General features: G+C 38.9%; 10 protein-coding genes. 2 read left to right on the top strand and 8 right to left on the bottom strand.

Features of this window, described 5'->3' with window-relative positions:
- Positions 1-255: 255 nt before the first annotated feature.
- The 5 genes from ygjK to IGL17_RS00285 form a co-directional block, all read right to left on the bottom strand.
- Positions 256-2,595: an alpha-glucosidase gene (gene ygjK / locus IGL17_RS00305; protein ID WP_016618538.1), complete on the bottom strand. Its 2,340-nt coding sequence runs from the start codon at positions 2,593-2,595 to the stop codon at positions 256-258.
- A gap of 178 nt (positions 2,596-2,773) precedes the next feature.
- Positions 2,774-3,472: an N-acetylmannosamine-6-phosphate 2-epimerase gene (locus IGL17_RS00300; RefSeq protein ID WP_002370615.1), complete on the bottom strand. Its 699-nt coding sequence runs from the start codon at positions 3,470-3,472 to the stop codon at positions 2,774-2,776.
- A gap of 141 nt (positions 3,473-3,613) precedes the next feature.
- On the bottom strand, positions 3,614-4,630 hold the full coding sequence (gene ruvB, locus IGL17_RS00295) for a Holliday junction branch migration DNA helicase RuvB (RefSeq protein WP_002383488.1): 1,017 nt from the start codon (positions 4,628-4,630) through the stop codon (positions 3,614-3,616).
- A gap of 12 nt (positions 4,631-4,642) precedes the next feature.
- Entirely contained in the window at positions 4,643-5,257 is a 615-nt protein-coding gene (ruvA, locus tag IGL17_RS00290; protein ID WP_002359241.1) for a Holliday junction branch migration protein RuvA, read from the bottom strand.
- A gap of 244 nt (positions 5,258-5,501) precedes the next feature.
- A complete protein-coding gene (locus tag IGL17_RS00285) occupies positions 5,502-6,476 on the bottom strand; it encodes an Abi family protein (protein ID WP_002407578.1) in 975 nt (324 codons plus the stop codon).
- Between the two features lie 399 nt (positions 6,477-6,875).
- Between IGL17_RS00285 and IGL17_RS00280 the strand changes: the two genes are divergently transcribed.
- Positions 6,876-7,862, top strand: coding sequence for an LLM class flavin-dependent oxidoreductase (locus tag IGL17_RS00280; protein ID WP_002356071.1), 987 nt, complete (start codon positions 6,876-6,878; stop codon positions 7,860-7,862).
- Positions 7,863-7,876: 14 nt separating this feature from the next.
- On the top strand, positions 7,877-8,101 hold the full coding sequence (locus IGL17_RS00275) for a DUF896 domain-containing protein (RefSeq protein WP_002373729.1): 225 nt from the start codon (positions 7,877-7,879) through the stop codon (positions 8,099-8,101).
- 46 nt (positions 8,102-8,147) lie between these two features.
- Here the strand turns inward: IGL17_RS00275 and IGL17_RS00270 are convergent, their stop codons facing one another.
- The 3 genes from IGL17_RS00270 to glmU all read right to left on the bottom strand — a co-directional run bounded on the left by IGL17_RS00270 (position 8,148) and on the right by glmU (position 15,889).
- Complete coding sequence (locus IGL17_RS00270) at positions 8,148-9,827, bottom strand: peptide ABC transporter substrate-binding protein (protein WP_002361487.1); 1,680 nt, start codon at positions 9,825-9,827, stop codon at positions 8,148-8,150.
- A 135-nt stretch (positions 9,828-9,962) separates the two neighbouring features.
- Positions 9,963-14,063, bottom strand: coding sequence for a 5'-nucleotidase C-terminal domain-containing protein (locus IGL17_RS00265; RefSeq protein WP_438839728.1), 4,101 nt, complete (start codon positions 14,061-14,063; stop codon positions 9,963-9,965).
- 440 nt (positions 14,064-14,503) lie between these two features.
- Entirely contained in the window at positions 14,504-15,889 is a 1,386-nt protein-coding gene (gene glmU, locus IGL17_RS00260) for a bifunctional UDP-N-acetylglucosamine diphosphorylase/glucosamine-1-phosphate N-acetyltransferase GlmU (RefSeq protein WP_016618502.1), read from the bottom strand.
- Between the last annotated feature and the right edge of the window lie 13 nt (positions 15,890-15,902).

Genomic DNA, 15,902 nt, shown 5'->3' with positions numbered 1-15,902 from the left:
TTATTACACTATTCCGTTAAACCCACTCTTCACTAACCATTGTACAACCAATTCCATTGAATATCTATTTCATTTTTATTAAATAACATTTTTAATAAAAGTACATATCGTTTATTTTTAGATATTTTATTTAATTAAATGAAATATATTTATTTAAACAAATAAATTACATTTAATTAAATCAGAGGGAAACAGGTTGTAGCAAGTGAAGAAAAAAAATAGCTCTTGAGAGATATTTTCTCAAGAGCTGTTTTTCTATTTTATTTCAAAAGCGGTTTGCGTTGTGGGGTTATTACTTAATAAGGTGTTTTTATACAGTAAATAGTACGCTGCCGCTGACCAACTAAAGTTTTTCGTACTTAGGCCCTTCCCTGTCAGTGGATCATAATTTTCATGGATAGGGCCTTCTCCCATCAATCCTTCAGCATGTAAGAAGAGTTTTTGTGTCATTTCTTTTGCTTCTTTTGTATAGTCATAGTTTTGAAGAGCTTCTACACCAAACAAAGCTTGATCAAGCCAAACTGGTCCCCGCCAATATTTCGTTGCAGTAAATTTTTCATTGTCTTTGGATGCTGTTGGGAATGGCATAAAGGTATTGAACATTTCTTGATTCATCATGTTTTTCTTAACTGCCGCCGCCTGTTCTTTGGTCGCTACTTTTGCCCAGAGCGGCAACCAGCCTTCTGTTCCTTTGCCACGATTGACTAACAATTTTGTTTTCGAGCCGTCTTCATTTATTTGTAAGTCATAGAAGAAGCCCGTTTTTTCATCAAACATATTTTCTTGAATATATTTTTTTAGTTTCTTCGCTTCTTTTTGATAGTTCTTATAGTCCTCTTTTTTGCCTAGTTCTTCTGCTATCGAAGCTAAATAGCCCTTTTCAGCGTAGAGATACGCATTCAAATCCACTGATTCTTGATTAATCGAATACCCCACTACTTTTCCTTTATTTTTGTTTTCAAAAACTTTAACTCCAACGTCGCCTTTGCCCACACCTTCTTTGTCAAACCGTGTAGCGTTATCCATGCCACTTTCCCACGCAGCTGCTTCAATAACAGCATCATCATCCACTTTAGGTTGGCCATTTTTATCTTTAATGATTTGATCCTTGTCGTCTTTTTGCCAGTGAGCATCACTGACCATGCTTCCATATTCTGCTATCCCATTTTTATTGTGGTCTCTGTTGGTATACCACCAATTATGATAAGCCACAAGTTTGGGATACATTTCTTTTAAAAATTCCTTATCTTTGGTTTCTTGATAAATATGCCAAACTGCCCATGCAGCCAATGGTGGTTTAGAATTTCGTTCATTCCAGTTGCCACCTTCACCACCACGCGCACTGTCTTGATTGTAAAAGACAGCATCAATGATCGCTCCTGCATCTTGTGGACGTACGGTATCATCTTTTTGAATTTGATAATCAAACAAGGCCCGCATATTATTTTTAGCTAACTCGGGATTAAAATCAGCCGTTGCTACATCCGCTTTCCACGAATCCCAAGCCCACATACCAATAAACCATTTATAAGACATGGACGGAACAATCCCGTCATGCTTAAAGGCACCTGCCGCACTTCGCCAATTGGTATTAATCGTTTCAATCGATTTGACTAGCGCATTTTGATATTCAGGAAATTCTGCTGTTTTCTTTTGATCAAACGTTTTATCTAGATATCCTTGCCATCTTTGCTTATTCTCTTTGAAATAGCGCGCCGCATTTTTGGTATATTCGGGTGCTTGTTGTTGTTCCTTTGCCTCTTCCTCTTTTGTAAAAGTATAGCTTTCTGTCGTATAGGTGTTGTACGTTTGTTTAGGCTTCAATTCAATTGGTTCAGCGGTCGCTGTATAATTCCGATTATCAATTTTTGTTGAAACTTTATCCGCATGATGAATCGTATATTTTGTGTCTTTCGTAGCAAAATAATTCCACGTTTCTCTGACTTCACCAAAATTCACTTGAATGTCATTGTCTTTAGCAGTTAAACGAGTACCAATATCTAAGGTTTCCGTTCCCTCTTGAATTTTGTCAAAGACCGCACCTGTCCAGCTTGCTTCAAGTGACAAGGGATCTTCACCAGTGTTTTCAAGTGTCGTTTGGATAAGCGCCGTTCGATTGCTGACAAAAATTAAAGCTAAATGAATCGTTACATCGTCTAATTCATAGGTTTGCTCTAGGCGCCCAGGATAATAAGACAGGTCCATGCGGTTGCTTTGGCTTAAATCATAGGTTTCTCCCGTTTTTTTATTTTTGACCGTTAATTTGTTTAAACTTGCCGCCAAGTTTACTGGATATTCTTCCGCAATAATCAATGGCCCCGCAAAACCACCCAGTAGCTCTTTATTGCTTTTTTCAGGTAAATAGTAGCCATGCCATGCACCTAAATCAGAAAAATTATTAAAATAATTGGTATCGTATACGCCATTCGTCCGTTCGGTTGGTGATGCACTCACATCTAAAACATTCGCAAATTCATCAACTTTTGTTCTTTCAACACTTGCTTGCACTTCCCCGCTTAACGCAAAACAGCTGACTACGGTGATTCCTAACGCTAACCAAGTAGACACCCGTTTCTTTTTTGATAAACCCTTCATAAAACCCCTCCTATAAAAATGATAGCGCTTTATACACTGATTTATTATCAGCAAGGACTATGCCAAACGGAGTGTATCCCTTTTCATTATTGAAAGATTCCACTTTCTCTAGAAAAAAAGCGACCGTATTGAAGTGTATTGATCAAAAAATAACAAGTGTATCGATAGTGTATTTAGTTTATGCTTGATTCTGTTTTATTTTCGTAGCTTCCACAAATTTTTCAGTAATTTTTTGCGGTCGTGTAATAACAGATCCCACCACCACGCTATAAGCACCTAGCTCCAGAACACGTTGGACTTTTGCTGGCGTATCAATCATTCCTTCTGCAATGATTGGTGTAGTAAAATGCTTCTTTGCTTCTCTTAACAGTTCAAAATCATTTTGTTCAATCCGCTGATTTTCACTTTGCGGCGTATAGCCGACTAACGTTGTGCCAATATAATCAAAGCCTAACTCCGCCGCTTCAATCATCTCTTCCAGCGTGGAACAATCTGCCATCCATTCTTGGTTAGGATACTTTTCTTTTATTCTTTTGAAAAATGTGGCTAACGTTTCGCCATTTGGTCGTTTCGAATGGGTTGCATCGAGAGCGATAATTTCTGGCTGAACAGCCATTAATTCATCTACCTCACGCATAGTTGCGGTAATATATACTTCTGCGTCAGGATAATCTCGTTTAATAATCCCAATGATTGGTAAATCTACCTCTTTCCGGATTGCTCGAATGTCTACCACAGAATTTGCTCGAATGCCTTTAGCCCCTCCTTGTTTAGCGGCCAAAGCCATCTTGGACATGATAAAAGAGCTATGCAACGGTTCGTCTGCCAACGCTTGGCAAGAAACAATTAATGCCCCTTTGATTTCTTTATTCAACATTGATCCCTCCAATTTAAAAGCGATTACAAACACAGTATACCTACAACAGCTGAAATATGCCACTCTCCCAAATAAGAACAAACGTTTCACGTGAAACAAAAGAAAGCAAGCGGTTAAGGCTTGCTTTCTTTTGACTTATTTTTAATTTTTATGACCCTCTAAATAATCATACCCAAAATGTGCATACGCAAATGGCGTTGCAATTCGTCCTCGTGGTGTTCGTTTAATGAAACCTTTTTGAATAAGATAGGGTTCATACATATCTTCCACCGTTTCGGTTTCTTCACCGATGTTTACAGACAAGGTACTTAAACCAACCGGACCGCCACCGTATAAATCAATCATTGTTTTCAACAATTTTTGATCGACATAATCCAAGCCTTGATGGTCCACTTGCAGTAAGGTTAACGCTTTGTCTGCAATCGCTCGGTCGATTTTGCCATCTGATTGGACTTGGGCAAAATCACGGACACGTTTTAACAAACGATTAGCAATTCGGGGGGTTCCTCTTGAGCGGCGCGCAATTTCAAAGGCACCTTCCTCAAAAATCTCCGTTTGAAAAATATCCGCGGAACGGAGAACGATTTCTTTTAAATCCTGCTCTTGATAATACTCCATGTGAGAAATAATCCCAAAACGATCTCGTAATGGCGCTGAAAGCATCCCTGCCCGTGTGGTAGCGCCCACTAAAGTAAAAGGCGGTAACGGAAAATGAACGGGATGTGCCGTGGTTCCTTGACCGACCATGATATCAATGTAAAAATCTTCCATTGCGGAATACAGCATTTCTTCCACCACTCGCGGCAAACGATGAATTTCATCGATAAATAACACATCACCAGGCTCTAATTCGTTCAAAATAGCGACTAAATCTCCCGCCCGTTCGATGGCTGGTCCACTTGTGGTACGAATGTTCACATTCATTTCATTGGCGATGACCATCGCCATTGTCGTTTTCCCTAAACCTGGCGGACCATAAAGAAGGGTATGATCCAACGCTTCATTCCGATTTTTCGCCGCTTCAATATAAATCGTTAGTTCTTGTTTTACTTTATCTTGACCAATATATTGTGCTAAAAATTGTGGACGTAACGATTTTTCAATTGAAGCTTCTGCTTCTTGACTTGCAGCTGAAAGCAACCGTTCTTCTTCTGTCATCGTTATTCCTCCTTAGCGTTTCATCATGAATTTTAACGCATTGCTCAAATAAACATCTGTCGTTGTCTCACCTAACGCTTCCAATTGCTTAGTGATACGCTTAATCTCTCGGTCACTGTAGCCTAGGGCACTTAATGCTTCTAACGCTTCTGCCAATGCTTGATTGCTTGTTGTCACCGCTTCGGTTGCGGTCATGGCCGCCACCGCTGCTTCGGAAGACTCTAATTCGCCTAGTTTTCCTTTTAAATCTAAAATCATTTGTTGGGCTGTTTTCTTGCCAACACCTGGGAACTTCGTTAAATATGTAACATCTTCCCCTTCAATTGCATTGATTAAACCACCATGATCAGCCACAGAAGCCATGATAGCTAAGCCACTTTTAGGTCCAATTCCAGAGACACTGATTAATTTTAAGAACAATTGTTTTTCTTCTAAACTGCCAAAACCAAATAAAAGTTGTGCATCTTCCCGCACGACTTGGTGAAGATATAGTTTAATATCCGTATCCATTTTTCCTGAATAGCGATACGGGTTATCGACTGAAATCTGATAGCCAATGCCATTTGTTTCAACGACAATATAGTATGGGCTAACAAACGTTACTTTTCCAATAATATATTCGTACATGTTGTCACCTTTCCAATTGCTGATTGCGTACATATGTTCCATTTTACTTGATTCATTTATTTTAAGCGATATCTTCATCGTTTGCAAATATTCCTATGAGCAATCTATACTAATAGCCTGAAAACACTCTTTATAAAACAGCTTTCTATTGATGAAGCAAACAATAATTAATAACTAACAGAAGACAGATTAACACGCTCTCCCTAGTAGACAATAATTTTATGTACAACTCAGTCTAATAATTCTATCTAGAAAGCTGTAAAAATTTAGGATTGATATTACTTTCAGACAAAACTAAATCATAATCTTCTGGGTAAACTTTTAAGTGCTGATCTAACGCAACAGATACCCCTGCTTGTAACCTTGCTAAAGCTACTTTATTATCCATCCATGTCAATGCATGAAATAGGGTACCTAAACAGGATATTCCTTTGCCTTTTCTATACTCTGCCTGAGTAATATTTGCTCGGGGATGAAAATTTTCACTATATCTAATAACTGCTTTAGCCGACCGATAGTTATACATTCGTCCACCATGTGCAGCTCTATTCCTATAACTATGACATAAAAAGATAATGTCAGTAAACATATTGGTAATCCCTTCATCCACGATTTCTTTAGGTATTCCTAGAATCATCGCTATAACTTCTTTTTTATTTTCACTTTTTTGTAATTTATAAAAATTAGCCAGGTTTCCAAATGTTGTTCCTTTTAACATAATCCAAGGTGGAACGTTTCCATGATAACCACGATAGTGTTTCATGGGTTCTATATCATCGTAGATAATCTTTTTAAACTTTGTAATTAGCTGATCAACTTTATATCCTTGTCCGTTTTTGTTTTTCTTTCCACTTTGATAATGACGTCTATTCAAATAGTCTATTTGTTGTTCACCTATATTTTTACTGACAACGTAAGAAATAGCTGCTCTTACATACATCTCAACATCACATGTCGCATCAATTACAGATGAAGTTATTGTTTTGTCCATCATAAATAAAGAAAAAATATGATCAAATGTACTGTTTTCTATAAAACATTCTTCTTGATGGTCAGTTATTTTTTGCTTTTTTTCCAAAAGGAAGTCTTTATAGCCATTGATAATCTCATAATAGCCATAAAAAGATAATTTCTTTTTTGCATTTTCCTTATCCGAGAAAACCAATCCTCGAGCTTCCAAAATAGCTAATTGTTCATCTAACGTTTTAAAAGGCTTCATATACTGTTCTCCTATTAATTAGCACAAGAACGTCTATTAGAAAAACTAATAGACGTTCTTGGTTAGCCGCACAGCAGCTCTTCTTTAAGGTTATCTCTATGCTATCATTTGTTTTGTAGCTAGTCAATAGCCCAATTTTCTAAAGAAAATGCTTTTTATACTAAAAAATACAATACGTTGTATAAAAACAGAAAAAATATTAAGTATATTTCTATACATTGGCCAAAAAATCAAAATGCACACAGCCATAGCGGAGAATTTTTTATCATCGACCTTGGCTACATCTATTTGTTACTTTTCGCTCACTAGGGAATTAAAAAGTGCGTACTGTTTTTTTTGACATGCTTGCGTAATAATAGCGGTAGCTTCAAAAAAATAACCAAAAAGGAGACTACATACATGAAATTAAGTATCTTAGATCAATTAACGGTTCCTAAAAATCAATCAGCAAGCGACACATTACAAGAAGCCAAAGAGCTCGCTCAATTAGCGGAAAAACTTGGTTACACAAGAATTTGGTATGCCGAACATCACGGTTCAGACGCCTTTGCCAGTGCAACGCCAGAAATTTTAGTTGCACATATTGCTAGTGCCACCGAAAAAATTCGTGTTGGCGCGGGTGGCATCATGACCATGCATTATGCGCCATTTAAAGTCGCAGAAACGTTTAAAACATTAGCAGCTTTATATCCTGATCGAATCGATTTAGGCATGGGTCGCTCGCCTGGTGGCAGCCCTTTAACTACGTTGGCGTTAAATAATGGTCAGCCACCACAACTAGATCAATTTGATAAATTACCTGAAATTTTACTCTTTTTAAGAGAGGAATTTCCTGAAGATCATTTATATTCTAAAATTTCAGCTGTTCCGCGGGAAGTTCTATTACCACAACCTTGGTTACTAGGTGCTAGCAAAGAAAGCGCACGTTCAGCTGGTGAATATGGCATTAATTTTTCCTTTGCGCAGTTTATTCATGGACATTTGCCCAAAGAAGTATTGTCCGCATATTACAAGCATTTCCGACCAGTAACTGAACAACAAGAGCCGCAAGTGAGCGCTGCGTATTTCACTTTTGCCGCCGACACGAAAGAAGAAGCAGAATACCATGCGGCTAGTTTTGAGCATTATATCTTTGCCACCGAACATGGGCTTCCAAATAAATTTTTATCGCCAGAAGAAGCACTAGCTTTCCCTTACAGTGAAATGGACAAACTGGTTTTAGAACAAAATAAACAACGCTTTGTCATTGGCAGTAGCCAAGAAGTTGCAGAGTTTTTTCACCAACAAGAAGAACTAGGGTTGACAGAAGCGATGCTAATCACCCCAGGTTATGACAAACAAACGCGCTTTCAATCATTTGAACGCCTAGCAAAAGAATTATTATAGAAAGGAAATGAGAAATGTTAGAGGTTTTAAAAAGAATTAATACGCTTGCACAAAAAGAGCGTGAACAAGGCTTAACATCTGAAGAACAAGCTCTTCGTGTCGATTTGCGACAAGAATATTTGCGGACCATTCGTGAACAATTCAATAAAACATTAATGGGCGTCACTATTTATGATCCTACTGGTGAAGATGTGACCCCAGAAAGATTAAAAGAAGAACAGCAGAAATATTTTGATTAAAAGAGACACAGAACAGTCGATTTGACTATTCTGTGTCTCTTTTTAACTACTCTTCTGTTACATATGTCCACTTATAATCATATTGTGCGCCAGCACCATGGGCAACGACGCCTTTCACTTCTTTACTGCGTAGATGGGCAGTCGCCTTTTGATAAAGTGGTGCCAAAGCGGTCTCTTCACCAATCAATAACTTCTCAGCCTTAACCATGTCTTCCCAACGTTTTTCAGGATCTGAAGCATCTCTTGTAGCTGAAGCCTCAATCAACTCATCGTAGGCTTTACTTGAAAAACGCCCGCGATTATAGTTATTACCAGTAACAAAAAGGTCTAAGAAACTACTTGGATCTGCGTAATCCGCAGCCCAACCACCTAAGATTGTCTCAAAATCGCCGCGACTACCTCGATCAATTCGAACTGAAAACGGCACTGGGCTCACTGTTACATCAATACCCTCTAAAGTATCCTTTAACGTACCTTGAATATATTCCGCTAACTTTTTCGTAGAATCGACATCATCGGCAACAATATCCATTTTGAGTGTTGTTATGCCCAATTCTTTCTTCGCTTTTGCCCAATATTCTTTTGCTTTTTCTGGGCTATATTCAACAATTTTTTTATTTTCATCAGCAAAATCTTTGTCATCTGTCGGCGAATAAGACATCCCTTCTGGAATTAAGCCGGTAGCGACTACTGAGCCGTCGCCTAAAATTTTATCTACTAATGCGTTGCGATCAATCGCTGCTGAAATTGCTTTGCGTAAATTCACATTATTATACGGTGAATTTTTATCTCGCTGATTAAATTCCAAATAGCTGGTTCGTGCTTCTTTTTCGATAACCAATTCTGGATCCTTCGCCATTTGCTGGGCCAATTCGCCACTTAAAATAACATCGTCTGCCTGGCCATCTTGGAATAAGTTCAAGGCAGTTGGCGCCTCCTTGACAACATCAAAATTGATTTTATCTAATTTGACATTGTCTTTATCCCAATAGTTTTCATTTTTTTCCAAAGTCCAATTGGTATCTGAGCCAGCCCCTTCAAAGTTAGCTAAGACAAACGGACCATTATAGACTGCTTTTTCACTGGAAGCAGCGTAATCTTTGCCATATTTCTCTACGGTTGCTTGATGTTGCGGGAAAAATAGTGGAAAGGCCAGTAAATAATCAAAATATGGTGTTGGTTTTGCCAGTTTAATTTCTAGCTCGTAATCTCCGTTTGCTTTAATGCCTAATTCAGAGACTGGTTTCTTACCAGCTACAATATCTGCGCCGTTTTCAATCATTTCTAGAAAATAAGCATACTCAGCGCCAGTCTGAGGATCTGCTGTACGTTGCCAACTAAAAACATAATCGGCAGCTGTGACAGGATCACCATTGGACCATTTTGCTTCTTCTCTTAGTTTCACTGTGTACGTCAGACCATCATCACTGACTTGCACTTTTTCTTTAGCCCCTGCTGGTTGCGGCTTGCTTTTATCATCTAAACGATAAATTCCTTCATACGCATTATTCAGTGCCGTAAAACTAATTGTATCTGTTCCTAAAGATAAATCTGCAGAAGGCATTTCTTGTTGAACTACTACTTTAAATTCTTGTTTAGCGGCAGTTTTCTCTGATCCGCCCTTTGCTTTTTCGGCGCCAGCTCCCCCATCACCACCACAAGCAGCTAAAACTAACAGCGTTGTTAAACTTAACCCGATAAGTCCTTTTATACGTTTACTTTTCATGCCTTTCTCCCTTCACAGAAAAAACTCTTCATTTTTTAATTTTTAGAATATTCTTATAATACTAAAATTAAAAACAAATGGCAAGCATTAAAATAAAAAAAGAACCAATCCCGAAGGACGGTTCTTAAAAAATGACTAACTAGCTTTGTTACGTCGTTTATAAATATACCAGCCAGAAGAAGAAAGTCCAACGAACAGTAAACCATATAATGCAAGCGTTTCTGTTTCTGTACCCGTTTTAGGTAAAAAGCCGCCATACTTTTTCTTCTCTGTTACGGATGGATTGCTCTGTCTTGCTCCCGCTTGGTTTTGTTTATTGGTTGCTACTGGTGTTTCTGGTGTTGGTGTTGGTTTTGGATCTGGTTTTGGATCTGGTTTTGGATCTGGTTTTGGATCTGGTTTTGGATCTGGTTTTGGATCTGGTTTTGGATCTGGTTTTGGATCTGGTTTTGGATCTGGTTTTGGATCTGGTTTTGGATCTGGTTTTGGATCTGGTTTTGGATCTGGTTTTGGATCTGGTTTTGGATCTGGTTTTGGCGTCTCTCCTCCACCGATTAACTCTTTGTAAGCTTCTTCCGAAATAGAAACAATTCGTTCGCCTGGGAATGGTTCTTTATATTGTGCTAAATCAATCGTCGTTGCTGCACGATACAACCGCAAGCTGGTTGCACTTTTCAAGTATTCAATTAAGACAGCATCTAGTGAAATCCCTTCTTCTCGTTCACCACCTAGCATATCGTAACCATCACCACCAGCAGCTAAGAAATCATTGGTAGCCATCCGGTATTGTTTCTTCTCATCCAATGGTTCAAACTTTTGCGTTTGCCGATTTTTAATTTCTATTCCTAATACGCGACTACCAACAATCGTTTGTCCTGTTTCATTGCCTTCGTCACTAGCCAAGCGAGTACCTGGTTTTGTGGAATCATAGTGGATACGAATGGAGCTTGAAACATGTAGGAAACCACCATTTGCGCCAAGTTTTGGTTGGCCAGCATCATCTAGTAAAATTGTGCCATTCTCATCTTTTTGTGGAATCGAACGAACAGACATTTCAAACATTTCTTTAACTTGAGCGCCGGTTACTTGAATTTGCGCAATGCTATTGCCAAAAGGTAACACAGCAATGACATCCCCAACTTTAATTGGCCCTTGTTTAATATCAGCGCGAATGCCGCCACCATTGGTTACTGCAAAATCAGCAGGTTGACTAAACGCGTCTTGCCCATATGACATAATCGCATCACCAATCAAATTCCCTAAGTTGGTCTCTCGTGTGCGCACATTTTCTCGTTGTCCATCCAATGTGAATGGAATATAATCGACAATTACTTTTTCATTTTCAGCGTTAAAATTCGTACGTGCTTCATCAACGATGGCTTTAACTGCCGGGTTTTCTGGCAATTCTAGCAACTCTGCTGCTGAAATCAATTTTGCTGTTTTCTTAGTTGGTTCACTCTCTGGTGCTGTGACGATCCCAACATTATTTAAATAATTACCTGTTTGAGCATAGATCACTTTGCCATAACGTTTGCCACTTTCGACGGCTGTATGCGAATGTCCATCAATCACAGTGATATCTAACTCAGGATATGTTTGACTAAGGGTTTCTGCTAGCGTATCACCACGCCAGATATGCGGCGTCGTTTCATCTACGCCTAAATGCCCAGTAACCACGAAAGCTTGAATATCCGCGTACTTCTCTTTAATTTCATTAATCACCGCTTCTACTTCTGGAATCGGGTCTTTAAATGTCACCTTCTCTACGTTTTTCGGGTGTGTTTTCGTTGCTGTTTCTGGGGTCGTCACACCTACAATGGCAAACTTTTTCCCGGCTTTTTCTACGATTGTATACGGATCAAAAACCCGTCCACTGCCATCTTTGTAATACGTATTACTAGATAAAATCGGAAAATTCAGTTGGTCTTTATAACCTAGTGCAATCTCTAAACCAAAATCAAACTCGTGATTTCCCACCGCCATGGCATCATAACCAACTTCATTCATGGCTTTGGCCATATCCGCGCCTTTGGAGAAATTGGAGATTGGTAATCCTTGGAAAACATCCCCTGCATCCACCATCAAGGTTGGGTTTTCTTGGTCTTTAAAGGTTTTTAGACGCGCCATACCTAATTCGCCTTTCCCTGCTTCTAGTCGGCCATGAACGTCATTTGTGTGCATAATGGTATATGCATTATCTAAATCAAAGCCCGCATTACGGACATCTTGTTTCGTAATAGCGGCGGCGTTTGGTGTACGTCCATCAGGAGAAGTCGGAATTTGAAGAGTGCCGTCATTCACTAATTCGATTGCTTTGGTACGCCATTTTTCATCAAAATTTGTCCCAATAATTGACCAATTTCGTTCGATTTCTTGTTCTGGATCAAGCGTTCCTTTTTTCTTAATATAATCAACAATCATTCCTCGTAAGGTTTCTGGATCAGAATTTTCAATAGGTTCCCCTACTTGAATCCCTTGGCTAGCTAAACCGCCGTAACGATAATTATTCATGGCAATCGTATATTCTTTGGCAGGATCCAACGGTTGGCCGTCAATTTTCGCATCTACAATTCGTTCACCCACTGGTTTTGAAATGTCAATCTTGTAGTCCACTCCAGAAATCATGTCATAGTTATATACACGAATGTTTGGATTAAAACTAATGGTCAAATCATCTGGCTGTGTTTGGTTATAGTACGCCCCTTGTTTTTCTAAATACTTCAGTAAGTTTTCACCGTTAATGGGAACACTCACTAAGGTATTCGGGTATTTGTAGATATCAAAAATCGTGGCATAGGAAATCTTCCCCGCAGGTAATTTACTGTCGTATTTAAACAGCGCTGCCGCACTTAATTGTGCGCCTGTTACTTCTTTTTGAACGTTATTAATTAAAGAAATCATCGCTGTTGGTTGTAATTGCGCTTCGGGAATTCCTTTAATTTCTTGTTTTGGTAAAAAATCAGCTGTTGCTGTGCCGATCTCCTCCTGAATAAACGCTCGCGTTTGCTCATGGTATTCTTTTGTCGCTGCCTTAACTGCTTCATCTGCTGGAACATTCGTTGTTGGTACAATCGTTGCTGTACCTTCTTGCACTTCCCACTTATCGGCATTTTTAGCAACTGAAAGATCAATTTTGACAACTTCTGTCCCAGTATCTTTCGGTCCCCCTACCGGTACAGTTTTTCCATTCGGCGCTGCTCCTTGCTTGGTAAAAGAAAGGTGGTCATGACCTAGAATATACGCATCAATCCCCGCGACATTTTCAATTACTTGGTCGGCGCTGGCAGCCGGATCACTATTTTGTTGTCCCGCATGAATCGAGGCAACAATAATGTCAGCCTGATCGTTAGCTTTCAACTCAGTAACTGCTTTTTCTGCTTCTTCTTTCAAAGGTAAAAAATTAAGCGAAGTAACACGAGGGCCATCCCACAAAGGAATGTGCGGGATTGTTAAGCCGATAATCCCAACTTTTAAATCTGGCTGCCCATCTTGATTAAGATCAAGTTCCTTCGTGGTAGTCCCTTCAACAAAACGACTACCATCCTTATTGTAGGTATTCGCAGACAAGATTGGAAAAGTGGCTTCTTTTTGAATTTTTTGGATTAACGGTAAACCAAAATTAAACTCATGATTCCCCAAAACCATTGCATCATACTTCATCACATTCATGGCGGTAATCATTGGATGGGTCTTTTCATTCACTAAAGGCGCTTTATTATACAAGTCATCTGTTAAAATAGTGCCTTGAATATTGTCGCCATTATCAATTAAAACGGTGCCTGCTGGGTTTTGTGCCCGGACTTGGTTGACGACTGTACTTACTTGGGACAAACCAACTGGTAATTCTTTATCATCTTCATAAGACCAATTCCATAATTGACCATGAACATCTGACGTACCTAAAATTGTTATTTTTTGCGGCGTGCTCGTTTCTTCTTTTTCAGCGGTTGACGTTTCTAAATTCGTCGTCTCTGTTGGTGCTGTGGTTTCTTGTGACTGCTTGACACTGTCACTCGTAGCCTGATTTGGTGCTTCTTGTTTGATGTCTGTTGTTTCCTGTGTAATGACTGGTTCTTGTTTTCTACTTGAATCGGTGGTACTTGTTACTGCTTCTGAACTTTGTTGACTCGTTGTTTCTACTGCATATGCCGTACTAGTAACGCTTGGCGCTATCAACGCAACAGCCATTAAAAAATGCATGCCCCACTTCACTTTTTTAAAGCTCAACTTTTTCACAAATTTCCTCCTTGTGTTTCAACCCATTTGCAACAAACAATTGTCAAAGTAACAAACAACAAAAAGAGCCTTCCCCCATCACGCTGCTCTTCTTTTCCTATCATAATATATCCGTTAAATAAAAAACAGTAAATTCCGTTAAAATAAGATGTTTTTCCTGTAAATTGTTTTTATTTTTGGACAATACAGCGGATTTGTTTGTGAAAAAAATAGTAATTTTGACCAAAACACGAACTTTATAAAAAAGAAAGTCTTTTTATATTGGAAAAGCAGAACAAAAACTATTTTTTTGAAAAAAATAACTAAAAATACCGAATAAACAGCATTGGTCTAGTCCTTGAATACCTCTAAACAAATATTAGCAGCAATTGGTCTAGTCTTTAAGGAGGAAAAAGAACGCTCTTTTGCTTAAGCAAAAGAGCGTTCTTTTTTATTTGAGGTTAATCCTTCATATAAGGTAACTTTTTAGCATAGCCTTCTTTATTCACTTGACGTGCCCGGGCAATCGCCAAATCTTCTGAAGGGACATCTTCTGTGATAGTTGAACCAGCAGCAGTCACCGCATGATCACCAATCGTGACTGGCGCAACAATGTTCGTTGCAGAGCCAATAAACGCGTGATCACCCACGACTGTTTGGTGTTTATTTTTGCCATCATAATTAACAAAAACAACGCCGCAACCGACATTAATATCTTTGCCTAATGTTGCATCACCAACGTATGTTAAATGGCCCACTTTTGTGCCTTCATCGATTGTTGCATTTTTTACTTCCACGAAGTTACCAATGTGTACGTTTGCCCCCACATCTGCTTTAGGACGTAAATGTGCATACGGACCTACATCGGCCCCCTCGTGAACCACACTTTCTTCAATCACAGACTGTTTAACAACCACTTGATTGCCGATGTGACTATCAACGATTTCTGAATGTGCGCCAATCAAGCAATCTTCGCCAATCACTGTTTTTCCTTTGATAGTGACTCCCGCTTCAATGACTGTGTCTGAACCAATTACCACGCCTTCATCAATATACGTTGTGTCTGGATCAATAAATGTAACACCATTTCGCATATGCATTTCATTTAAACGACGATGCATAATTTTATTAGCAGTGGATAAAGCGACACGATCATTTACACCCATTGCTTCGTCAAAGTCTGCCATTTGGTAAGCAGCGACAGCTTTGCCTTCTTTTTTCAAAATTTCAATGATATCTGTTAAATAGTATTCCCCTTGTGTATTGTTTGTATCTGTTTTCGCTAACGCTTCAAACAATGATTCATTATCAAAACAGAAGGTTCCTGTATTAATTTCTTGAACACGTGCTTCTTCTTCACTGGCATCTTTTTGTTCCACGATTCGTTCAACAATGCCCACATGGTCACGAATAATTCGACCATAGCCTGTTGGGTCTTCCGCATGCGCTGTTAAAATAGTCGCACTTGCATTCTTACCTTGATGGTAATCGAATAAATTTTTCAAGGTTTCCGCAGTTAATAACGGCGTATCCCCTGTAATAACTAATGTTGTTCCTTGTTTACCACCTAATAACTCTTGTGCTTGCATGACTGCATGCCCAGTTCCCAATTGTTCAGCTTGTAAGGCATATTGACTACGTTCGCCTAAATGGCTTTTAATCATTTCCGCCCCGTGTCCAACGATCGTCACGATTTCTGTTGGTTCTGTTTGTTCTACTTGATCTAAAATATGTTCGACCATTGGTTTACCAGCAACTGGATGCAATACTTTATAAAGTTTAGATTTCATGCGTGTTCCTTTACCAGCTGCTAAAATAATTGCGTATCTATTTTCCACGTTTGCCACCTCAAATTAACTA

It is taken from the genome of Enterococcus sp. AZ088, assembly GCF_051714845.1.
Taxonomy (GTDB): Bacteria; Bacillota; Bacilli; order Lactobacillales; family Enterococcaceae; genus Enterococcus; species Enterococcus faecalis.
This window is presented reverse-complemented; position numbering and strand designations above follow the sequence as displayed.